Origin of the sequence: Floricoccus tropicus (assembly GCF_001832905.1) — a bacterium.
Classification (GTDB): Bacteria; Bacillota; Bacilli; order Lactobacillales; family Streptococcaceae; genus Floricoccus; species Floricoccus tropicus.
This window is the reverse complement of sequence record NZ_MKIR01000012.1, coordinates 360,733-382,497: the sequence shown is the minus strand read 5'-3', so window position 1 is coordinate 382,497 and position 21,765 is coordinate 360,733. Positions and strand designations below refer to the sequence as shown.

Sequence of the window (21,765 nt, the reverse complement as noted above, 5' to 3'; positions counted from 1 at the left end):
AGATAGAGGATTATTATGGCAAAAAATAGAAATGAAATTGCTGAAGATAGAAAATGGGATCTAACTAGTGTTTTTGATACTGATCAAGCTTGGGATGATGAGTACGAGGTGGTCTCTAAAGAACTTGATGACGCTAAGAAATTAGCTGGACATCTAACAGATTCAGCTGCATCTTTACTTGCTACCACAAAGATTGAACTAGCTATTGCTCAACGTGTTGAGAAACTTTATGTATATGCTTCTATGAAGAACGACCAAGATACTACTGTGGCTAAGTATCAAGAATTACAAGCAAAAGCAACAGCTTTATATGCTAAATTTGGTGAAACTTTTGCCTTTTATGAGCCAGAATTCATGACTCTTACTGATGGTGAATTAGCTGAGTTTAAAGTTGAAGTGCCTGAACTTAATGATTTTAATCATTTCTTTGAAAAATTATTAAGTAAAAAAGCTCATGTTCTTTCATCTGCTGAAGAAGCATTACTAGCAGGTGCCGGAGAAATTTTTGGAGCATCTGCTGAGACTTTTGAAATTCTTGATAATGCAGATATTATCTTCCCGACTATCAAAGATTCAGAAGGAAATGATGTCCAATTAACACATGGTAATTATATTTCATTTATGGAAAATAAGGTCCGTGAAATTAGAAAAAATGCATACCAAGCTCTATACAGTATTTACAATCAATTTCAAAATACATATGCTAAGACCCTAGGTTCTAACGTTAAAGTACATAACTTCCAAGCAAAAACTCGTAAATATAGTTCAGCTCGAGCTGCCGCACTTGCTGAAAATCATATTCCTGAAAGTGTATTTGATACATTAGTTGAGAGTGTTAATAAACATCTTCCTCTTTTACATCGTTATGTTAATTTGCGTAAGGAAATTTTAGGAATCAATGATCTTAAAATGTACGATATGTATGCACCTCTTTCTGATCTTGATTATAAATTCACTTATGATCAAGCAGTTGATAAAACAATCGACACACTTAAAATTTTTGGTCCAGATTATTTAGAACGTGTGAAACGTTCATTTGATGAAAGATGGATTGATGTTGAGGAAAATAAAGGAAAACGTAGTGGTGCCTATTCAGGTGGTTCATACGATACTGATGCCTTTATGCTTTTAAACTGGCACGATACATTGGATAACTTATTTACTTTAGTCCATGAAATGGGCCATAGTATGCATTCAACTTTTACTAGAGAGAATCAACCATATGTATATGGTGATTATTCAATCTTCTTAGCAGAGATTGCATCAACAACTAATGAAAATATATTAACTGAAACTTTACTTGAAGAAATTAAGGATGATAAGACTCGTTTTGCTATTCTTAATCATTATCTGGATGGTTTCCGTGGTACTGTATTCCGTCAAACTCAATTTGCTGAGTTCGAACATGATATTCATGAAGCGGATGCTGCTGGAACTGTTTTAACAAGTGAATTCCTTAATAATTTATATGCAGATTTAAATGAGAAGTATTATGGTATTTCAAAAGAAGAAAATCCAGAAATTCAATATGAATGGGCACGTATTCCTCATTTCTATTATAATTACTATGTTTTCCAATATTCAACTGGTTTTGCAGCTGCGAGTTATTTAGCTGAAAAAATTGTTCACGGAACTGAACAAGACAAGGAAAACTATTTAAATTATCTAAAAGCTGGAAACAGTGATTATCCACTTGATGTGATTGCTCGTGCAGGTGTGGATATGACTAATTCAGTCTATCTTGACGAAGCATTTAAGGTTTTTGAAACTCGTTTAACTGAGTTAGAGGAATTAGTTGCTAAAGGAGCGCATCTAAATGGTTAAGTCATACGGGGAACGAAGCAATCGCAACATGCGTCGCCCTGTTGTTAAGGAAGAAATAGTAGAATTTTTACGAACAAGTCAAAAGCAGCTAGATGGTTATCTGGCTGACTTGGCTGATTTTGCTCAACGTGAGAATATTCCCGTTATTCCACATGAAACAGTTGTTTACTTTCAATTTCTTTTGCAGGCCATCCAACCTAAGAAGATTTTGGAGATTGGAACTGCAATTGGTTTTTCGGCACTTTTGATGAAAGAATCTGTCCCTGGAGTTCAGATTACAACAATAGACCGAAACCCTGAAATGATAGCTTTTGCTAAAGAAAATTTTGCAAAATTTGATAAACATAGTCAGATTACTCTTTTAGAGGGTGAAGCACAGGAAGTTCTACCAACAATCAATGAAAAATTTGATTTCGTATTTATGGATTCAGCGAAATCAAAATACATAGTATTTTTACCATACATTTTAGAAAAGCTTGAAGTAGGTGGTGTCATAATAATTGATGATGTATTTCAGGGTGGTGATGTGGTTCGTCCCATTGAAGATATTAGAAGAGGGCAAAGGACAATTCATAGGGGATTAAATAAGTTATTCGATGCTGTACTTAATAATGAAAAATTGACAGCAAGTTTAATTCCAATGAGTGATGGAATATTAATGATTCGTAAAAATGAAGAGGATGTTGATTTAGATTTGGATTAAGTTTTCTATAAGCTATCTGAATTAGAATATCTGTAATGAGAGTCCAAATCTTATATTGAAATGTTAATTTTTGAAATTATGTATTTTTATTTTAAAAGATTTATTTTTAAAATTTTATATTCATGATTTTAAGAAGTATTTAAGATTTTGTGATATAATAAACTCGTTATAGAGAAAAAGGAGAAATACTGTGAATTTTAAAAAAATTACTTTGACAGCAGCAACAGCACTTGCCATGGTTACTCTTGCTGGGTGTGGTCAAAAAGAGGCTTCAACTAATACTGATATCGTTACGATGAAAGGTAATACAATTCGTGTAACTGATTTCTATAATGCTGCAAAATCTAATACTTCTGCAAATGGTACGCAAATTGTCCAACAATTAGTGCTAGATGATGTCTTAGAGGATAAGTATAAAGGTAAAGTAAGTGATAAAGATGTAAATGCTGAATATGATAAAACTAAAGAACAGTATGGGGATCAATTTGCTACTGCCTTAACTCAGGCTGGTTTAACTGAAGAATCATATAAATCATCAATCAAGACAAATCTACTTGTTAAATATGCTGTTGATGAAGCAGTTAAGAAAGAATATACTGATGCAAATATGAAGACTGCATGGGATAAGTTCCATCCAGAAGTAACTGCAAGAGTAATCCAAGTTTCAGATGAAAAGACTGCAAAGGAAGTTCTTGAGGAAGTTAAAAAAGATGATTCTAAATTTGGAGATATTGCAAAAGAAAAATCTGTAGGTTCTGCTAAAGATAAAGGCGGAGAAATGAAATTTGATTCTAATTCTACTGAGCTTCCAACGGAAGTTAAGGATGCTGCCTTTAAACTTGAAGATGGTAAAGTAAGTGATGTGATTACAGTTTCAAGTCAAGCAACAGGCGCTTCTAGTTACTATATTGTTAAAATGGAAAAAAATAGCAAAAAAGGTAACGATATGAATAAGTATAAAAAGGACCTTGAAAAGTCAATTAAGACTGAAAAAGAGTCTGATTCTAAGTATACATCTAGTGTAATTGGTAATCTTCTAAAAGAATACAATGTTACAATTAAAGAGAAAGCTTTCAGTAATGCATTATCACAATATACTACTGATACTACTAAAAAATAATTTAAAATATAGTTAACTATACAGAGAGTCTTAGATGGTGAGAATAGACAATTGACTTGTGCGGCTTTAAAAAGCTATAAGGTGAGAAAACACTTTTATCAAACAATACGAGATAATGAAACTTCATTGTAAAAAGAGGGTGGTACCGCGGTTTTCGCCCCTCATTACAGTGGAGTTTTTTCTTTTTAGATTGGGAGAAAATTCACATGAAAGAGTATAGAATTAAGCAAAGATTCTGGTCAATTGGTGGGAAATTTGAAATTACTGATCAATATGGAGCCGTTAATTATTATGTCACTGGTTCATTTATGAAGATACCCAAACAATTTATAATTACTGATTCTTTTGGAAATAGAGTATCAACAATTACAAAGGTAATATTTCAATTTTTACCAAAATTCGATGTATCCCTAGCTAATGGACAAAATTTTAGAATAAAAAAAGATTTTACTTTCTTCAAATCAAGATATCAAATTGATGGTTTAGGTCTTTCTGTCAAAGGAGACTGGTGGAATATGAATTTCTCTCTTCTCGAAGGAAATAAAAAAGTAGCTAGTATTAGTCAAAAATGGTTTAAGCTCACTTCAACATATGACATACAAGTATATGATGAAAAATACTCAGATGTAGTAATTTCACTTGTCATTGCAATAGATTATGTGAAAGAACAAGAAGCGTCAAGTAGAAGTGCATCAAGCTCTTCGAATTCAGGAAATTAAACAAAAATTAATAATAAACATATAGGAGATATAAATAATGAAAAAAATGTCATCAGCAGAAGTTCGTCAAATGTTTTTGGACTTCTTTAAGAGTAAAGGACATACAGTTGAACCTTCAGTCTCACTTGTTCCAGTAAATGATCCAACCTTACTATGGATTAATTCTGGTGTAGCAACATTAAAAAAATATTTTGATGGTTCTGTAATCCCAGAAAATCCACGTATTACAAATGCTCAAAAAGCAATCCGTACAAATGATATTGAAAATGTTGGTAAGACTGCTCGTCACCATACCATGTTTGAAATGCTTGGAAACTTTTCAATCGGAGATTATTTCCGTGATGAAGCAATTGAATGGGGATTTGAATTATTAACAAGTCCAGAATGGTTTGATTTTCCAAAGGATAAACTTTATATGACATATTATCCTGACGATACTGATTCTTACAATCGTTGGATTGAATTAGGCGTTGATCCTAGTCATCTTGTTCCAATTGAGGATAACTTCTGGGAGATTGGTGCAGGACCAAGCGGACCTGATACAGAGATATTCTTTGACCGTGGAACTAAATATGATCCTGAAAACGTTGGTGTGAAATTACTAGCAGAAGATATTGAAAATGATCGTTATATCGAAATCTGGAATATTGTTCTTAGCCAATTTAATGCTGATCCATCTATTCCTCGTAGTGAATACAAAGAACTACCTCATAAAAACATTGATACAGGTATGGGTCTTGAAAGAATGGTTTCAATTGTACAAGAAACGCCAACAAACTTTGAAACAGACTTATTTATGCCTATTATTCGTGAAGTAGAAGCATTATCAGGTAAAGAATATGATCCTTATGGGGATAACATGAGCTTTAAAGTTATTGCTGACCATATTCGCTCTCTTGCATTCGCAATTGGTGACGGTGCGTTACCAGGAAATGAGGGTCGTGGGTATGTGCTACGTCGTTTACTTCGTCGCGCTGTAATGCATGGTCGTAAACTTGGAATTAACGATGCCTTTCTTTATAAATTAGTTCCAACTGTTGGTCGAATTATGGAATCTTATTACCCAGAAGTTTCTGAGAAAAAAGAATTTATTGAAAAAATTGTTAAACGTGAAGAGGAAACTTTTGCACGCACAATTGATGCAGGTTCAAGTTTACTTGAAGATTTGCTTGAAAAACTTAAGGCTGATGGAAAAGATACTCTATCTGGGGAAGATATTTTCAAACTTTATGATACATATGGTTTCCCTGTTGAATTAACTGAAGAGCTTGCTGAAGATCAAGGTTTCCAAATCGACCATGAAGGATTTAAAGCCGCTATGAAGGAACAACAAGAGCGTGCGCGTGCTAGTGCTGTTAAAGGTGGTAGTATGGGTGCACAAAGTGAAGTTCTATCTAGTCTTACAGATACTTCAGTATTTAACTATAATAAATCAACTTTGGAGTCTGAAGTAATTGCAATTGTACGTGATGATGAACGTGTTAAATCTACTAATGACTATGGTCAAGTAATCTTTGCTGAAACACCTTTCTATGCTGAAATGGGTGGACAAGTAGCCGATTATGGTGTGATTAAAGATGGCGAAGGGCAGGTTGTAGCTAATGTAGTTGATGTTCAACGTGCTCCAAATGGACAACATCTTCATACACTTGAATTAGCTAGTGAACTAGTTGAAGGTCAAAAATATACACTTGAAATTGATACAAAGCGTCGTAATAGTGTTACTAAAAACCATACTGCAACTCATATTCTACATGCTGCACTTCATGAAGTACTTGGAAATCACGCAGTTCAAGCTGGTTCTTTAAATGAAGTAGAATTCTTACGTTTTGACTTTACTCATTTTTCTGCAGTAACTCCAGAAGAACTTGAAAGAATTGAAACACTTGTTAACAAAGAAATTTGGAATGCAATTGATGTCAATACAATTGAAACTGATGTTGAGACTGCAAAAGGTATGGGTGCTATGGCACTATTTGGTGAAAAATATGGTAAAGAAGTTCGTGTTGTAACTATTGGTGATTTCTCAGTTGAACTTTGTGGAGGTACTCATGTTGGTAATACAAGTGAAATTGGACTTTTCAAAATAGTTAAAGAAGAAGGAATTGGTTCAGGAACTCGTCGTATCCTAGCTGTAACTGGTCAAAAAGCATATGAAACATTTAAGGATCAAGAAAAAATCCTTAATGAAATTTCTAGTCAGGTTAAAGCGCCTCAACTTTCAGTGTTGGTTGATAAGGTAACAAATCTACAATCAGATCTTAAACAAGCACAAAAAGAAAATGAAAGTCTTTCTGCTAAACTTGCAACGAGCCAATCAGAAGAAATCTTCAAAAATGTTAAAGAAGCAAATGGCGTGTCATATATTGCTGAGCAAGTATCAGTTAAGGATGCTGGAGCTCTTAGAAATCTTGCTGATGTATGGAAGCAAAAAGATGCAAGTCAAGTTTTAGTTTTAGTGGCAGCTATTGGAGACAAGGTAAACTTACTAGTAGCAAGCAAAGATAAAGACATTAAAGCTGGTGACTTGGTTAAAGCTTTAGCACCATTTATTGATGGTCGTGGAGGTGGAAAACCTGATATGGCTATGGCAGGTGGAACAAATGCAGCTGGTATTTCAGAACTGCTAGAAAAAGTAGGACAAACAATTGAACAATAATACGGAAGTAATGCTTTATGTGGAGAATGTTGCAGCTAGTGCAGCATTCTGGAATGCTATTGGATTTATCGTAACGGAGACTGAAGACTTTTCAGGAGCTAAACTGGTTACTATTAAACCAACATTGGATAGTAATACTATCTTTAATTTGTATGATATAGAGCAAGTAAGAATGATGTCGCCAGAAGTTGCTGACAATAAACCTTCAGTACTTTTCCATTCATCTGATTTAGAAGCTCTTAATTTAAAAATTGAAGCAGCTGGTGGTCAAACAAGTGATATTATGACATTTGATAACGGTGTAAGAGTTACAAATTTTGCAGATATTGAAGGAACATATTTTGCTGTAATCGAAGATTAATAAGAAGTAGTTAGTTATTAAGGCTTGCAAAATAACATTAGTGAATTTTAATAACAAAAATACAAATGTAGGGGGTTATCATGGAAGCAGAGTTACATATAGAACCTTTTAAGGCATCAGAATCAAAGATTAAAGACTTGAAAATAATTAATACAAAAAGAGTAACAGACAATAGAGGAACTGTACGTGAGTTATACAGGGAAAGTGCCTACTCTTCAATTAATTTGGAATCAGGTTGTTCATGGAAGCAAATTAATTTGACACGTACAAAACGTGGAGCAGTTCGTGGTCTTCATGGCGAAGCTATGTCAAAACTTGTTACTGTTGCATATGGTTCAGCTTTTGGCGTTTATGTTGACACGAGAAGAGATAGCAGCACTTTTGGAAATGTGGTAACTGTTGAACTTCTGCCAGGTGTTCAAGTGTTTGTGCCTCAAGGAGTTTGTAATGGGTTTCAGGCGCTAACTGATGATACTGAATATCTTTACTTCTTTGATAATGAATGGGCTCAAGGAATGTCAGGAGTGGCTTTGACACCATTAGATCCTAAATTAGGAATTAAGTGGCCGCTTGATATTGATATTAACGATCTTGAACAGATTTCTGAAAAAGATATGTCAGCCCCAACGTTTGAAGACTTTCTTAAACAATGATAAAAAAGTAGGATTTTCCTACTTTTTTTGATACAGATATATTTGTATAAATACTATATTTAAGCTTTAGATTGATTGAAAATTAAAAGTTTTTGCTATACTATCTAAAAGTATAGAATAGGAGCATTATCATGACTATAAAAAGAAATATGGATGTAGAGTGGAACTACACAGGTGATCTGGGTCCTGAGAATTGGCATAACCTTTGTGACTGGTATTCTGAAGGTGCGAAGTATCCATATCAGTCTCCAATTTCTCTAAACGTAAAGGACTGTGATAGCCTTCCGATAGAGGAAGAGTTATCAATCCATCATTTGAGAGAGAGATTTACTGAGAAAGAGTTTAAAAATACAATTCATTTTGTTCCTTATAATACTGAAAGCTATGTTGTTTTCAAAGGAGAAAAGTATCATTTAACTGATATCCATTTTCATTTACCTTGCGAGCATGAAATAAACGGTAAAACTTACGATTTGGAAGTACATTTAGTACATACAAATAATCATCAAGAAAACTTAGTTCTTGGTGCACTTTATAATTTAAGTGATGAATTGAATTGGATTGATGATAATAATCCTGAAAATATTTGGGATTTTGAAAATCATGAAGAATTTTTTAATCCAAGTATTTTTTTACCAAATGATAGTAGCTTCTTCCATTATTTAGGCTCACTGACAACACCGCCAACGTCTGGTCCAATAAATTGGTTTGTCTTTGATAAAATTGGTAAAATGTCTAGAAATTTTATAAATCAATTTTCGGAAGAAATATTAGCTAATAATAATCGACCACTTCAAGATAGAAGAGATAGAGACATTTATTATAAATGATATTCATTTAAAAAAAGCATTAGGATTAGTTAATCCCAATGCTTTTTCCTTATTTTATCTGCCATCGTAATCTTTAGTAGCATATCCAACAATAATTGTTGCCCCTTTTTTTGCATAGTAACCTGATTCGCCATCAGGAGTATCTTTTTCCGTAAAATATTTTGTATTATCTGTTTCTGCTTTGTTACAAGTACCTTCGGGAATTAATATTCTTTTTTTATCGGCTTCACTTTGTAAGTTAGCATCAAAGAATCGAACTTTGAGCCCAAGGTCAGTTATTTCTTTTTCAACATCCTCTTTTTTCATTAAAAATGTATTAGGGACTTTCTCATAGCCATCAGATTTGTATGTTTTATTTTGCTGTGCAGTTTTTTTGTTCTTACCTTTAATTATTTGTTGAATATAGGGTGAGTCTTCAGATGAATGAATTACTCCAGAAGATAAACTTACTACAAATAATGCAAAAGAAATAATCAAAATTATAGAAGGTAATCTAACATTTTGTCTTTTTTGATAAAGGTAAATGAATAACATCACTAATCCATATATAAACAGCAATAACGAAATTAGAAATACTATTACAGTAAGTGTATCTGAATAGTTGGCAATAAAAATTGCAATTAATAAAGCAATAATTATTTTTGGTAGTGGCTTTTCCATGAATTCTCCTAATTTTCTTTTACTTATTACATTATATAGTGTAGTAGATAATAGTTCAATAAATAATTTTTATATAATTATTAAAGTAAATAATATATAATTATAATTAACGAATTATAGAATGTGTTGGTTGGATATGGCAAAAATAAATTTACTTGATGATGAATATATCATCTTAAAAGAAAGTGGTATTACACCTGATTTATCAATGGCACTTGCCACTGATGAGGTGATATTTACTAATAAAAATATAATTTATATAAATAAAGGTTTTTTTGGAGATAATAAAAAAATTGATTATTTTTCACTTGATGAAATAAAAATAATTGATGGGAATGTTCAAGCTTTTGAAGTTGAAAAACACAATCTTAAGTACTTAGAAATTGATTTTCAGGATAGAAGTTTAATTTTTAGTTTTGATAGAGGCGCTAGCCGACAAAAATGGATTGAGGAGATTACTAACTTAATCAAATCAAAAAATGATAGTAAAGTTACAACAAAGTGTATAACTTGTGGAGCGCAAATTTCTGGTACTAGAGGACAATATGCTAAATGTCAATACTGCAAATCTGAGCAGATACTTTAGAAAGCATATTAAATTATGAATAAGGAAAAATATAATCAAGAGATTAATAGCATGAGGATCGAAGATAAAATCATAAATGGTGATTCTCCTAATGTTGTAGATAATCCATTATTTATGATGAAAAGATTAATAGATTCTTTAAAACAAAATCAGAAGTCAGCATTTGTAATACTCTTCGTATGTGAGCTTATATCATGTTTATTTTTGGGAGCTTTAAATAACATACTAATAAATGAAGAAGATAACCCTGGATTTGGATGGATTATAATTTTGGGTGGTTTTATAATAGCATTGGTTATCATTTTGCTGCTAGTAATTCTGGTAGTGATACTTCTGATTATGTTAATAAGTATCATTTTTCAAAAGTATAAGTTATATAATTTATTAAAGAAAATAAATGATAGTAATTTCAAGCAATTCTGTTGGTTGTTTATTATTTCAATTACAATAAGCATTGTTTCTGTTATTACTCTTTGCCTCACAATTGTTACATTTATTTATTCTTTGATGGAAAGTTTTAAGTACCAAACAACAAGTTGGTTTTTCCTAGCAATAATATTATTGTCTCTACTTATTTCAGTTGTAGATATTTTTGAATCTAACGATTTATATGATAAATTAATAATTAATATAAATATGTGAATTGATATTAAATAAATTATTCTAGCTATCTATTGATTTAAACCTTTTATGATATTCTTTTACCTTTTAAGATAATCAACAAAATTTAACTTTTAAATATGATATTGTATATATGGGAAGAATTTAGAAAATCTGATTGGGGGATCTTATGAATTCAAGGAGTGTTGTAGGGAGAACAGATACCGATACAGCAATGTTTGTTAGAAATAATATGCCGATTGTTTTGGCAATGGGATTTATTTTACTCTTGATAATTCTTTATTTAGCATTTAAGAAAAAATAAGATTTTGTTATTTGTTATAATGAGGAGATTACTTCAAAAGAAGAGAGACACTTGATGAGAAAATCAGGTGTTTTTTTGGTATAATGGAGGAAGATTTTTTTACAAGGAGATAAGAATGAATCCTTTACTAGATAAGATGAATGACAAGCAGGCTGAGGCAGTTGTAACGACTGAAGGTCCGCTTTTAATAATGGCGGGAGCAGGTTCTGGGAAGACACGTGTCTTAACTCACCGTATTGCCTACTTGATAGAAGAGAAGATGGTTAATCCATGGAATATATTAGCCATAACGTTTACCAATAAAGCAGCAAGAGAAATGAGGGAACGTGCAGTTGCACTGACTCCAAGAGCCCAAGATTCTTTAATTGCAACTTTTCACAGTATGTGTGTGAGAATATTACGTCGTGATGCTGATCAAATAGGTTATAATCGTAATTTTACAATTGTTGATCCTGGTGAACAAAGAACACTAATGAAAAGAATTTTGAAAGCAATGAATTTAGACCCTAAAAAATGGGATGCTAAAGGTATTCTTTCAACAATTTCAAATGCAAAAAATGATTTATTAACTGCAGAAGCATATGCAAATAAAGCAGGAAATATGTATCAAGAGGTAGTTGCTAAGTGCTATCTTGAGTATGATAAAGAATTAAAAAGAAGTGAGTCAATGGACTTTGATGATTTGATTATGAACACCTTAAGATTATTTGATAATCAAGAGGTGCTTACATACTATCAAAGTCGTTATCAATATATTCATGTGGATGAGTACCAAGATACAAACCACGCGCAATATCAGTTAGTTAAGACCTTAGCTGCTCGTTTCAGAAATATCTGTGTTGTTGGTGATGCTGACCAATCAATTTATGGTTGGCGTGGTGCTGATATGCAGAATATTTTAGATTTTGAAGATGACTATCCTGATGCTAAGGTAGTTTTATTAGAAGAAAATTACCGTTCTTCTAAAAATATTTTAGCTGCAGCTAATGATGTAATAAAAAACAATATAAATCGTCGTGATAAAAAACTTTGGACAAGTCGTGATGAAGGTGAAAAGATTATTTATAATCGTGCAAATGATGAAAGAGATGAAGCTCTTTTTGTTGCTGGAATGATAAATTCAGAGATTAGCCAAAATAATAGGACTTATAGTGATTTTGCAGTTTTATATCGTACAAATGCTCAAAGCCGTAACATTGAGGAAGCATTCCTAAAATCCAATATTCCTTATACGATGGTTGGTGGAACAAAGTTCTACAGTCGCAAGGAAATTCGTGATGTAATTTCATATCTTAATGTAATCGCTAATGAGCGTGATAATATGAGTTTTGAAAGAATAGTCAATGAACCAAAACGTGGAGTTGGTCCAGGAACTGTTGAAAAACTAAGAGATTTTGCATTAGCTTATGACTACTCACTTTTAGAAGCAGGACGTGAAGTCACTTTGAGTGGAATTAAAGGGAAAGCAGCGCAAGCTATTTTTGACCTAAGCATGCTTTTGTCTAACTTGGCTGATAATATGGATAACTACACAATTACGGACTTAACTAAGGAAGTTTTGAAGAAGACAGGCTATATGGACGCTCTTGTGATGCAAAATAATCTCGAGAGTCAGGCTCGTATTGAGAATATTGAAGAATTTTATACTGTTACGCAAAATTTTGATGAGAAAGCTGACAAGATTGAGGGTGAGACTGGACTTGAACGTTTAAGCCGTTTCTTAAATGATCTTTCATTGATTGCTGACACAGATGATTATGAGGAAGAGCAGTCACAGGTTACTCTTATGACTCTTCATGCTGCAAAAGGTTTGGAATTTCCAGTTGTCTTTGTAATTGGTCTTGAAGAAGGTATTTTCCCACTTAACCGAGCAACTGAGGAGCCAGATGAACTTGAAGAGGAACGTCGTCTTGCCTATGTTGGGATTACTCGTGCAGAGGAAGTTTTATATCTGACCAATGCATCAAGTCGTACTATGTATGGTAAATCAAGCTATAATCGTCCTAGTCGTTTCTTGAATGAAATAAGTTCAGATTTATTAACTTATACTGGACAAGCAAGACCTGCTGGTAGCGGAACTGCATTTAATGCTACTTATAGAGATTCGTCATCACTTTCTAATAAATTTGGAAGTGGTCAAGGAATGTCATTATCACAAATGATGAATAATGGTAATTCACGTAATGCAGAAAATCAAGCAAGAAGGAGCGCATCAGCAAGTGCTAGAACCAGACCGCTTAAGCAAGATAATAGCAACCAATCTAGTGGAACTTCATGGGATATTGGTGATAAAGCAGTTCATAAAAAATGGGGTGTAGGTACAGTCCTTGACGTTAAAGGTGAAGGAAGGGCAATGGAGCTGAAAATATCTTTCCCAGAAGTTGGTATGAAACGACTTTTAGCTCAGATGGCACCAATTGAGAAGAAAACGGATGACTAGTCAGAAGATAAAATTTCAGGCAAAACTTCTAAAGAATCCAGATATGGATGCTTCTTATATTGAAATTCCTTTTGATGTTGAGGCTCTTTTTGGTAAGAAAAGAGTATTAGTCGATGTATTAATTGATGGTTTTAGCTATCATGGTCAGTTAGTAAGAATGAAAACAGAATGCCACATCTTAGGTGTTCGAAGGGAAATCAGAAAGTCTATTAATAAGACCTATGGTGATACAGTGAATATTGAATTAAAGGAAAGAATCAAATGAATGGAATCATAAATTTTTATAAGGAAGCTGGGATGACTTCGCACGATTGTGTTTTTAAGCTGAGACGAATTCTTGGTACGAAAAAAATCGGACATGGTGGGACGCTTGATCCAGATGTAGAAGGTGTATTGCCTATCGCGGTCGGGAAGGCTACCAAAGTTCTTGAATTTATGACAGAGGCTGGTAAGGTCTATGAAGGCCAGGTTACTCTTGGGTTCTCGACTGAAACTGAGGATGCTTCTGGTGAAGTCGTTGAGAAAACTCCAGTAACTGAAAAACTTGATGAAAAGCTTGTTGATGCTACCATGCAAGAGTTTGTGGGTCCAATAATTCAGATTCCCCCTATGTACTCAGCAGTTAAGGTTAACGGGCGAAAGCTGTATGAATATGCTAGAGCTGGGCAAGAAGTAGAAAGACCTCAAAGAGAGGTTACAATTTATGACTTTGAAAGAACAAGTCCGATTACCTATGAAGATAACCTTGCTAGATTTGACTTCCGTGTTGTTTGTAGCAAGGGAACATATGTTCGTACTTTAGCTGTTGACCTCGCTGCCAAATTATCTTATGCTGGACACATGTCTAGCTTAAAAAGATCAGCCAGTGCCGGACTGCAAATTGAGCAAGCACATAAATTATCTGAAGTAGCCAATTTTAAGGACGAGGGAAGAATTGATGAAATCCTCATGCCTATGGAGTATGGTGTAGCAGATATGGTTCGACTTGATTTAAGTGATGAACAATTTGAACGAGTAATAGTAGGGAAGTTTTTAGAAGTGTCAGAAATTCCAAGTCAGGTTTTGGAAACACAAGAGCTTTTAGCAACATTTTATCAAGACAAATTAGTGGCAATTTATATGCCACATCCAACAAAAAAAGAATCCTATAAGCCTAAAAAAGTACTTATAGAAAATTAGGAGCAATATAGTGGAAGTTATAAAAATAGATACAATATATGATGTAAAAAAAACAGAAGATACAATTTTAGTTTTGGGATATTTTGATGGTCTTCATAGAGGGCATAAGGCTCTTTTTGATGAGGCAAAAAAATTATCTCAAATATTAAATTTGAAGATTTCAGTTCTTACATTTCCAGAAAGTCCTAAATTAGCATTCACTAAATTTAAGCCTGATTTATTAAAACATTTATCAACAACCGAGGATAGATTAAAGAAATTTGAAGAGTATGGTGTCGATTCTTTATATTTAACAGATTTCACTTCAAAATTTGCTCATACTAAAGCTGATGATTTTATTCGTAATTACATTGAAGATCTTGGAGCTAAAGTAGTAGTTACAGGATTTGACTATACATTTGGTAATGAACGTATGGGAGCAGAGTATTTAAGAAAAAATTTCTCTGGCAAAGTGGTAACCGTACCAGCAGTTAGAGAACCTTTAGAATATGGAGAAAATGAAGAATTAACCGATAAAATTTCTTCTTCAAGAATACGTGATGCTATTGATAAAGGAAATATAAAACTAGCTAATAATTTACTTGGTTATAATTTTATGATTGAAGGAATCGTGGTTCACGGAGATGCGCGTGGTAGGACATTAGGATTTCCAACTGCTAATCTTGTCTTAACCGATAATGTTCATTTACCTGATGATGGTGTCTACGTAGTTGATGTAAATTATGATGGGAAGACCTATCGTGGAATGGCAAGTGTTGGTAAAAATGTAACTTTTGACGGCACAGAATTACGCTTAGAAGTTAATATTTTAGATTTTTCAGGCGACATATATGGTGAAAAATTAGAACTTATCTGGCTTGATCGTATAAGAGATATGGTTAAATTTGATAGTATCGAAATGTTAGTTGAACAGTTAAAAGATGATGAAGAAAAGGCTAGAAAATGGGTCAAGTAAAAAGCGCCTATGTTCATATTCCTTTTTGTACACAAATTTGCTATTATTGTGACTTTTCAAAAGTATTCATAAAAAATCAGCCAGTTGATGAGTACATTGATTCTTTAATAGCTGAGTTTGATTCTTACAACATTGAAGAATTACGAACTTTGTATATTGGTGGTGGTACTCCGACAGCTTTAAATAGTCATCAGCTTGAAAAATTGCTTGTTGGACTTACAAGAAATTTAGATTTATCGAAGTTAGAAGAATTTACTATTGAAGCAAATCCTGGGGACTTGGATGAAGAAAAAATCTCAGTCCTTGAAAATAGTCCTGTAAATAGAGTTTCTCTGGGTGTCCAAACTTTTGATGACAAGCTTTTAAAAAAGATTGGTCGTAGCCATACTAGTGAAGATGTTTATCATAATATTGAGCTTTTGAAAAATCATGGTTTTAAAAATATTTCGATTGATTTAATCTATGCTTTACCTGGTCAAACTTTTGATCAAGTTAAAGAGGATTTAAAAAAGGTTCTTGCTTTGGATCTTCCGCATGTAGCGCTCTATAGTCTAATTTTAGAAAATCATACAATTTTTATGAATCGTATGAGACGTGGAAAACTTAATTTACCTAATGAAGATACTGATGCTGAAATGTATCAATATATAATTGATAATTTAGAACTCGAAGGTTATGAACACTATGAAGTATCCAATTTTTCAAGACCTGGTTTTGAAAGTAAACATAATTTAGTTTATTGGAATAACGAAGAATATTATGGTATTGGGGCTGGTGCAAGTGGATTTATTGATAATACACGTTATAAAAATTTTGGCCCAGTCCATCATTATTTATCCCATCAAAATAAGATAGTTTCAGAAGAAGTTTTGGATAAGAAAGCTCATATGGAAGAAGAAATGTTTCTTGGATTGCGAAAAAAATCAGGAGTAAACATTTCTGATTTCGAAGCAAAATTTGAGGAAGATTTTGAAAAACTTTTTGGAAAAGAAGTGAAAAAATTAATCACTCAAGAACTTGTTGAAATTCAAGATGGAAGTATTTATATGACCAAAAAAGGTTTTCTTTTGGGAAATGAAGTATTTGAAAGTTTTTTACTTGATTAGTAGATAGGTCTAAATGATGATGACTCACTAACTTATTTATGATAGAATTAAATATCTTTCTTTTATACATTAAATTGTATAGATAGGATTGAAATTTTTGAAAAGAAAAAAATATAAATTATATGAGAAATAAACTGAAACTAAAAACTATTTTCATGATATCTTTTGGAGCTATTGTGTTAGTTTTTTTGTCTAGTTTGTATGAGAATTCTAGTTTCACAAGTATTTTTGAAGGATCTGCTAATGATTCTATTACCCAAAATATACATAACAGGCAACTTAATAATGTAAATTTTGAAGAGGTAAATGTTCAAGCTCCGATAATAGATATATCTGGCTGGCAACTTCCTCAAGAAATGGACTATGATCAGATAAGTAGTCAAATTGTTGGAGCTATAGTAAGGGTTCAACATGGTGGTGGTTCTGTTAAAAATAATGCTGCTTCAACTTCCTCAGGTGAAGATAAATCTTACAAGAAACATATTGAAGAATTTCAAAATAGGAATGTCCCTGTTGCAGTTTATGCTTATGCAAATGGTCGAAGTGAGAAAGAGATGCGTAAGGAAGCGCGCGACTTTTATGACAGAGCAAAAGAATATACTCCAACTTATTGGTGGGTTGATGTTGAAGAAGAGACTATGACCGATATGAACGCAGGAGTTGAGGCATTTAGAGACGAGCTTGAAAGCCTAGGAGTAGAAAATATTGGTATTTATACTCAAGATTGGTTTTTATCAGCTTTTCAAATAAATATTGATAAATTTAATGCCATATGGTTTGCACATTATGGTGGAGATACGGGATTTCTTGATTCTAGACCAGAAACGGATAAACACTATGAACTCCATCAATATACTTCGCAAGGAAAACTTAATGGTTATCCTAATCAATTAGACTTTAACATTGCAACTAGTAGAGAAGACTATGAAAAGATATTTACTTATAAATAGAATTCCAAGAGCTTAGGCTCTTTTTTTGTTGAAAAATTCTAATTAGGATAATGCAAGGATAATTGATAGAAGAAGTCTTTAATTTTTTATGATAAAATTAAAACAGGAAAGAGAGATGACTATGGGATTAAAATATTCAAAAGACTATACTGTTAGCTATTTTGACGCAGATGTTAACAGTAATATGAAGTTACCAAATTTGATGAGTGTTGCATTGGAAGTTTCTGGTGAACAAAGTAGCGTACTTGGTAGGAGTGATAAATATTTAATTGACACATATGGATGTGCATGGGTGGTACTTGAATATAAATTCGAAATTACTCGCTTACCTGTGTATGAAGAAAAACTAAAAATTGTTACCGAAGCTACATCTTATAATAAATTTTTCACCTATCGTGATTTTGTTTATTATGATCAGGATGGACAAGAATTAGTTAAAATATCTTCAACTTGGTCACTTATGAATTTACAAGAGAGAAAAATCGAAAATATTACTGATGAAATTGTCGCACCTTATCACTCAGAAAAATTAAATAAACTTGTCCGTGGAAATAAATATAAAAAAATTGAAAATTATACAATAGAACATCCATATTCTGTAAGATTCTATGATTTAGACATCAACGGTCATGTAAATAATACAAAGTATTTTGATTGGCTAGTAGATGTACTTGATGATCAATTTTTAACAGATTATGAACCAACGACAATGTACTTTAAATATATAAAAGAAATTCATTACGGAAGTCAGGTTGAGAGTAAAGTTCTAGTGGAAGATTCGACTACTTATCATGAAATTTACACAGGTAGTGAGAAAAATGCTCAAGCTGAAATTATTTGGAGGAAGAGAAATAAATGAAATATAAAGGTTACTTGTTAGATTTAGATGGTACTATTTATCTAGGAGAAAATAAAATAGAGGCAGGTACTCGTTTTGTTAAGCGTCTGCAAGAAAATAATATTCCCTATTTATTTGTTACAAATAATACTACGAAGACACCAGAGCATGTTCAACATAGATTAACTACAATGTTTGATATTGATACTCCTGTTGAAACAATCTACACAGCAAGCCTTGCTACAGTTGATTATATGAACGAATTAGGACGTGAAAAAACAGCATACGTTATTGGTGAACAAGGTCTTAAAGACGCAGTTTACAATGCTGGATATATTGAAAGAGAAGAAAATCCTGCATATGTAGTTGTAGGCCTTGATAATGATTTAACTTATGATAAATTGACACTTGCAACTCTAGCAGTGCAGTCTGGTGCAACATTCATTGGAACAAATCCTGATTTGAATATTCCAACTGAACGTGGACTATTACCTGGTGCAGGTTCAATAATCAAGTTGATTGAAGTAGCGACAAGGGTTAAACCAGTAATAATTGGTAAGCCAGAAGCTGTAATTATGGACAAGGCAGTGGATAAACTTGGCTTTGACAAGAAAGATTTAATAATGGTTGGGGATAACTACCTAACTGATATTAATGCTGGAATTGAAAACGATATTGATAGTTTACTTGTTTTGACAGGATTTACACAAAAAGAAGATGTACCTAATCTACCAGTTGCACCAACATATGTAATTGATTCTTTGGACGACTGGGAATTCTAGCATAGAAAAGAGCCCATCAATATATTATGATTAGCTCATTTATATATTCCATAGTATTTTAGATAATAGCATTACCTAAAAAGGAAATCATATGATTTCCTTTTTGTAGTCTATATTTTGTAAGTTTTATAACATATGATAAAATAGATGTATTAAAAATCAATAATAGAAAGTTGGCACTATGACTTATCAAAATCCAATTTTAAATACTGACGCATATAAACTTACTCATTGGAAAGAGTATCCAGAAGGATTAACTAAGCTTTATTCATACGGTGAAGCTCGAAAAGGGGGAGTTTTCGACCAAACAATTTTCTTTGGTTTACAAATGGTAATTCACGACCATTTTCTAGAACCAATAACTGATGAGATGATTGATGAAGCTGAGAAAGTAGCTGAATTGACTTTTGGGACAAAAGAATACTTCAATCGTCCAGTGTGGGAAAAAGTTCGTGATCTAGGCTATTGGCCTGTGAAAATTATGGCGATTCCTGAAGGGACTTTGGTTCCAACTGGAACTGTATTATTTACTTTGGAATCCACTGAGCCATGGTTTGCTACCACATTAAACGCTTTGGAGACAATGCTGATGCATGTATGGTATCCAACGACTATTGCAACAAATGATTTTTTCATAAAAAAAGATTTAGTACCGTTCTTTAAGAATACTGGCGATATCGCAAATCTTCCTTGGGCAGTTAATGATTTTGGATTACGTGGTGTAACAAGTTTACAAGCAGGAGAACGTGGTGGCGCTGCTCATCTAGTCAACTTCCAAGGAACAGATAATATGGCTGCAGATCTTGCTATTGAACACATATATGACTTTAGTGGTCGTGGACAAAGTATTTGGGCAACAGAACATTCAGTTGCCACATCATATGGGCCTGAACAAGGAGAGTTTGAATACCTAAATGCTCAGTTAGATCGTTCTGATGAAAATACTGCAATTTCAATCGTTATCGATTCATATGATACATTTGCCTTTATTAAAGATGTGGTTGGATCTGACAAAATAAAGAATAAAATTGTCGCTCGTCCTGGCCGTGTCGTTTTCCGACCGGATTCAGGGAATCCAATTGACACACCCCTTCAAGTTATAGAAGAATTAGGAAAGATATTTGGATATAGTGAAAATGAAAAAGGCTATAAGGTTCTAAATAGTAATGTCGGTGTAATTCAAGGTGATGGTATGAAGCGAGAAAGTATCAAAGAGCTTTATCAAAAATTAACAGACCTTGGATGGTCAGCTGATAATATTGTAGTTGGTTCAGGTGGAGGACTTCTTCAAGAAGGATTTACTCGTGATACAGAACGCTTTGCTCTGAAAGCATCTTATGGTGAGAGAGCAGATGGAACTGGCTTTAATATCCAAAAGAAACCAAAGACTGATGCAAGTAAAACTTCAAAAGCAGGTAAGTTTAAAGTTATTCTTGAAGATGGAAATTTAAAAACTGTTGGCTTAAATGATGAAGGGGAGAATATATTACGTACGATCTATGAAGATGGTAGTTACTATCCTGATGATTTTGAAAATATAATTAGAAGAGCAGAGGCTGCTTGCTTTGATGAAGAATAGAATTACATTAATTTTTACAATTTTATTTATTATAGGAAGTGCTGTGAGTTTGACGGTATTACTTTCTGTTCCACTATTTCATTTTGATATTGACTATTTGAAGATTCCTGAATATGCAAACCAAACTAAGGAAACTATAGTGGATAATTTCAACATACTTATGCACTATTTAATCTATCCATTTGATAAAGTGTTGAATATGCCAGATTTTCCTACCTCAAAACCTGGAGCAAAACATTTTGCTGATGTAAAACGACTTTTCCAAATTGCTTTTGGAACAACTTTAATTGGATTCCCATTCTTTATTAGCTTTATGCGTCGTAATTTAGCATTAATGTATAGAAATGTGTTACGTTTCTTCCTAGCGCTGCCAATAATGATTGCTCTTGTAGGTTTCTTTACAAGTTTTGATATGATTTTTATAAATTTCCATAAAATATTTTTCTCAGATGATTCCTGGATGTTTGATCCAAATACGGATCCGATAATCAATGTACTACCAGAAGAATATTTTATGCACTGTTTTATAATATTTGCTGTTTTATATTTCCTTTTCTTCTATTTAGTTTATAGATCAGGCTTTAGAAAAAACAAAAAAAGACAATAATAAAAGCATCTACCTTGTTCTGGGGTAAATGCTTTTTTACTGCGAATCACAATCGACCATGATTGGGTTCTCACTTTCTAATTATGCAGTTTTGTTGAGTTCAGCTACGGCTTGTTCAATAGTAGTACCGGTTGCTACATGGTTTGAATCATTTTTATCAAAAACGATGAAAAGGTTCAAATCAGTATTGAGTGTTACACGATAGTCTAACTCATTATTATTTTTATAGAATGTCATATTTGCATTCTCCTTTCTTTATAATATTTCTTTGAAAGGCATCAATTAATAT

23 protein-coding genes are annotated in these 21,765 nt (G+C 32.8%); 21 read left to right on the top strand and 2 right to left on the bottom strand.

Going from position 1 to position 21,765, the window contains the following annotated elements; genetic code table 11:
• Positions 1-15 precede the first annotated feature (15 nt).
• The 8 genes from pepF (at position 16) to BG261_RS05610 (ending at position 8,869) form a co-directional block, all read left to right on the top strand.
• On the top strand, positions 16-1,824 hold the full coding sequence (gene pepF / locus BG261_RS05645; RefSeq protein WP_070792180.1) for an oligoendopeptidase F: 1,809 nt from the start codon (positions 16-18) through the stop codon (positions 1,822-1,824).
• Positions 1,817-2,527: an O-methyltransferase gene (locus BG261_RS05640; RefSeq protein WP_070792179.1), complete on the top strand. Its 711-nt coding sequence runs from the start codon at positions 1,817-1,819 to the stop codon at positions 2,525-2,527. The genes pepF and BG261_RS05640 overlap by 8 nt, the downstream gene beginning before the upstream one ends.
• A 190-nt stretch (positions 2,528-2,717) precedes the next feature.
• Positions 2,718-3,647 (top strand): peptidylprolyl isomerase, encoded by a 930-nt coding sequence (locus BG261_RS05635; RefSeq protein ID WP_070792178.1) that lies wholly within the window; start codon positions 2,718-2,720, stop codon positions 3,645-3,647.
• Between the two features lie 206 nt (positions 3,648-3,853).
• Positions 3,854-4,366, top strand: coding sequence for an LURP-one-related/scramblase family protein (locus BG261_RS05630; protein WP_070792177.1), 513 nt, complete (start codon positions 3,854-3,856; stop codon positions 4,364-4,366).
• A gap of 37 nt (positions 4,367-4,403) precedes the next feature.
• The gene (gene alaS, locus BG261_RS05625) at positions 4,404-7,025 is read left to right on the top strand and encodes an alanine--tRNA ligase (RefSeq protein WP_070792176.1); all 2,622 of its coding nucleotides are present in this window, start codon (positions 4,404-4,406) and stop codon (positions 7,023-7,025) included.
• Positions 7,015-7,386: a VOC family protein gene (locus tag BG261_RS05620; RefSeq protein WP_083312981.1), complete on the top strand. Its 372-nt coding sequence runs from the start codon at positions 7,015-7,017 to the stop codon at positions 7,384-7,386. Before alaS ends, BG261_RS05620 begins: the two co-directional genes overlap by 11 nt.
• Before the next feature lie 80 nt (positions 7,387-7,466).
• On the top strand, positions 7,467-8,039 hold the full coding sequence (locus tag BG261_RS05615) for a dTDP-4-dehydrorhamnose 3,5-epimerase family protein (protein ID WP_070792175.1): 573 nt from the start codon (positions 7,467-7,469) through the stop codon (positions 8,037-8,039).
• A gap of 131 nt (positions 8,040-8,170) precedes the next feature.
• The gene (locus tag BG261_RS05610; RefSeq protein ID WP_070792174.1) at positions 8,171-8,869 is read left to right on the top strand and encodes a carbonic anhydrase family protein; all 699 of its coding nucleotides are present in this window, start codon (positions 8,171-8,173) and stop codon (positions 8,867-8,869) included.
• Between the two features lie 54 nt (positions 8,870-8,923).
• On the opposite strand, the gene BG261_RS05605 is transcribed toward BG261_RS05610, so the two are convergent.
• Positions 8,924-9,529 (bottom strand): hypothetical protein, encoded by a 606-nt coding sequence (locus tag BG261_RS05605; RefSeq protein WP_070792173.1) that lies wholly within the window; start codon positions 9,527-9,529, stop codon positions 8,924-8,926.
• 136 nt (positions 9,530-9,665) lie between these two features.
• Between BG261_RS05605 and BG261_RS05600 the strand changes: the two genes are divergently transcribed.
• The 13 genes from BG261_RS05600 to BG261_RS05545 all read left to right on the top strand — a co-directional run bounded on the left by BG261_RS05600 (position 9,666) and on the right by BG261_RS05545 (position 21,476).
• Entirely contained in the window at positions 9,666-10,115 is a 450-nt protein-coding gene (locus BG261_RS05600; protein WP_070792172.1) for a PH domain-containing protein, read from the top strand.
• A gap of 15 nt (positions 10,116-10,130) precedes the next feature.
• A complete protein-coding gene (locus tag BG261_RS05595) occupies positions 10,131-10,757 on the top strand; it encodes a hypothetical protein (RefSeq protein ID WP_143603365.1) in 627 nt (208 codons plus the stop codon).
• A 148-nt stretch (positions 10,758-10,905) separates the two neighbouring features.
• On the top strand, positions 10,906-11,040 hold the full coding sequence (locus tag BG261_RS11670) for a hypothetical protein (RefSeq protein ID WP_267887294.1): 135 nt from the start codon (positions 10,906-10,908) through the stop codon (positions 11,038-11,040).
• A gap of 115 nt (positions 11,041-11,155) precedes the next feature.
• Positions 11,156-13,480 (top strand): DNA helicase PcrA, encoded by a 2,325-nt coding sequence (gene pcrA / locus BG261_RS05590; protein ID WP_070792170.1) that lies wholly within the window; start codon positions 11,156-11,158, stop codon positions 13,478-13,480.
• Positions 13,473-13,745, top strand: coding sequence for a DUF1905 domain-containing protein (locus tag BG261_RS05585; RefSeq protein WP_070792169.1), 273 nt, complete (start codon positions 13,473-13,475; stop codon positions 13,743-13,745). The genes pcrA and BG261_RS05585 overlap by 8 nt, the downstream gene beginning before the upstream one ends.
• Entirely contained in the window at positions 13,742-14,659 is a 918-nt protein-coding gene (gene truB / locus BG261_RS05580; protein WP_070792168.1) for a tRNA pseudouridine(55) synthase TruB, read from the top strand. Before BG261_RS05585 ends, truB begins: the two co-directional genes overlap by 4 nt.
• Positions 14,660-14,669: 10 nt before the next feature.
• Complete coding sequence (locus BG261_RS05575; RefSeq protein ID WP_070792167.1) at positions 14,670-15,614, top strand: bifunctional riboflavin kinase/FAD synthetase; 945 nt, start codon at positions 14,670-14,672, stop codon at positions 15,612-15,614.
• Entirely contained in the window at positions 15,602-16,720 is a 1,119-nt protein-coding gene (gene hemW / locus BG261_RS05570; RefSeq protein ID WP_070792166.1) for a radical SAM family heme chaperone HemW, read from the top strand. The genes BG261_RS05575 and hemW overlap by 13 nt, the downstream gene beginning before the upstream one ends.
• A gap of 176 nt (positions 16,721-16,896) precedes the next feature.
• Positions 16,897-17,670: a glycoside hydrolase family 25 protein gene (locus BG261_RS05565; protein WP_233278902.1), complete on the top strand. Its 774-nt coding sequence runs from the start codon at positions 16,897-16,899 to the stop codon at positions 17,668-17,670.
• 121 nt (positions 17,671-17,791) lie between these two features.
• Positions 17,792-18,529, top strand: coding sequence for an acyl-[acyl-carrier-protein] thioesterase (locus tag BG261_RS05560; RefSeq protein ID WP_070792205.1), 738 nt, complete (start codon positions 17,792-17,794; stop codon positions 18,527-18,529).
• The gene (locus BG261_RS05555) at positions 18,526-19,290 is read left to right on the top strand and encodes a TIGR01457 family HAD-type hydrolase (protein ID WP_070792164.1); all 765 of its coding nucleotides are present in this window, start codon (positions 18,526-18,528) and stop codon (positions 19,288-19,290) included. Before BG261_RS05560 ends, BG261_RS05555 begins: the two co-directional genes overlap by 4 nt.
• Before the next feature lie 181 nt (positions 19,291-19,471).
• The gene (locus BG261_RS05550; RefSeq protein ID WP_070792163.1) at positions 19,472-20,869 is read left to right on the top strand and encodes a nicotinate phosphoribosyltransferase; all 1,398 of its coding nucleotides are present in this window, start codon (positions 19,472-19,474) and stop codon (positions 20,867-20,869) included.
• Entirely contained in the window at positions 20,859-21,476 is a 618-nt protein-coding gene (locus BG261_RS05545; RefSeq protein WP_070792162.1) for a TIGR01906 family membrane protein, read from the top strand. The genes BG261_RS05550 and BG261_RS05545 overlap by 11 nt, the downstream gene beginning before the upstream one ends.
• An 81-nt stretch (positions 21,477-21,557) precedes the next feature.
• Here BG261_RS05545 and BG261_RS11540 read toward each other — a convergent pair whose 3' ends face one another.
• Positions 21,558-21,713 (bottom strand): hypothetical protein, encoded by a 156-nt coding sequence (locus tag BG261_RS11540; protein ID WP_164496960.1) that lies wholly within the window; start codon positions 21,711-21,713, stop codon positions 21,558-21,560.
• Positions 21,714-21,765: the final 52 nt, after the last annotated feature.

What these genes read in the sequence shown, in the direction of transcription:
- alaS (WP_070792176.1), top strand. Translation starts at nt 4,404, where the DNA reads ATGAAAAAAATGTCATCAGCAGAAGTTCGTCAAATGTTTTTGGACTTC.
- BG261_RS05610 (WP_070792174.1), top strand. Translation starts at nt 8,171, where the DNA reads ATGACTATAAAAAGAAATATGGATGTAGAGTGGAACTACACAGGTGAT.
- BG261_RS05640 (WP_070792179.1), top strand. Translation starts at nt 1,817, where the DNA reads ATGGTTAAGTCATACGGGGAACGAAGCAATCGCAACATGCGTCGCCCT.
- BG261_RS05600 (WP_070792172.1), top strand. Translation starts at nt 9,666, where the DNA reads ATGGCAAAAATAAATTTACTTGATGATGAATATATCATCTTAAAAGAA.
- pepF (WP_070792180.1), top strand. Translation starts at nt 16, where the DNA reads ATGGCAAAAAATAGAAATGAAATTGCTGAAGATAGAAAATGGGATCTA.
- BG261_RS05585 (WP_070792169.1), top strand. Translation starts at nt 13,473, where the DNA reads ATGACTAGTCAGAAGATAAAATTTCAGGCAAAACTTCTAAAGAATCCA.
- BG261_RS05630 (WP_070792177.1), top strand. Translation starts at nt 3,854, where the DNA reads ATGAAAGAGTATAGAATTAAGCAAAGATTCTGGTCAATTGGTGGGAAA.
- BG261_RS11670 (WP_267887294.1), top strand. Translation starts at nt 10,906, where the DNA reads ATGAATTCAAGGAGTGTTGTAGGGAGAACAGATACCGATACAGCAATG.
- BG261_RS05615 (WP_070792175.1), top strand. Translation starts at nt 7,467, where the DNA reads ATGGAAGCAGAGTTACATATAGAACCTTTTAAGGCATCAGAATCAAAG.
- BG261_RS05560 (WP_070792205.1), top strand. Translation starts at nt 17,792, where the DNA reads ATGGGATTAAAATATTCAAAAGACTATACTGTTAGCTATTTTGACGCA.
- BG261_RS05595 (WP_143603365.1), top strand. Translation starts at nt 10,131, where the DNA reads ATGAATAAGGAAAAATATAATCAAGAGATTAATAGCATGAGGATCGAA.
- BG261_RS05550 (WP_070792163.1), top strand. Translation starts at nt 19,472, where the DNA reads ATGACTTATCAAAATCCAATTTTAAATACTGACGCATATAAACTTACT.
- hemW (WP_070792166.1), top strand. Translation starts at nt 15,602, where the DNA reads ATGGGTCAAGTAAAAAGCGCCTATGTTCATATTCCTTTTTGTACACAA.
- BG261_RS05545 (WP_070792162.1), top strand. Translation starts at nt 20,859, where the DNA reads ATGAAGAATAGAATTACATTAATTTTTACAATTTTATTTATTATAGGA.
- pcrA (WP_070792170.1), top strand. Translation starts at nt 11,156, where the DNA reads ATGAATCCTTTACTAGATAAGATGAATGACAAGCAGGCTGAGGCAGTT.
- truB (WP_070792168.1), top strand. Translation starts at nt 13,742, where the DNA reads ATGAATGGAATCATAAATTTTTATAAGGAAGCTGGGATGACTTCGCAC.
- BG261_RS05605 (WP_070792173.1), bottom strand. Translation starts at nt 9,529, where the DNA reads ATGGAAAAGCCACTACCAAAAATAATTATTGCTTTATTAATTGCAATT.
- BG261_RS11540 (WP_164496960.1), bottom strand. Translation starts at nt 21,713, where the DNA reads ATGACATTCTATAAAAATAATAATGAGTTAGACTATCGTGTAACACTC.
- BG261_RS05555 (WP_070792164.1), top strand. Translation starts at nt 18,526, where the DNA reads ATGAAATATAAAGGTTACTTGTTAGATTTAGATGGTACTATTTATCTA.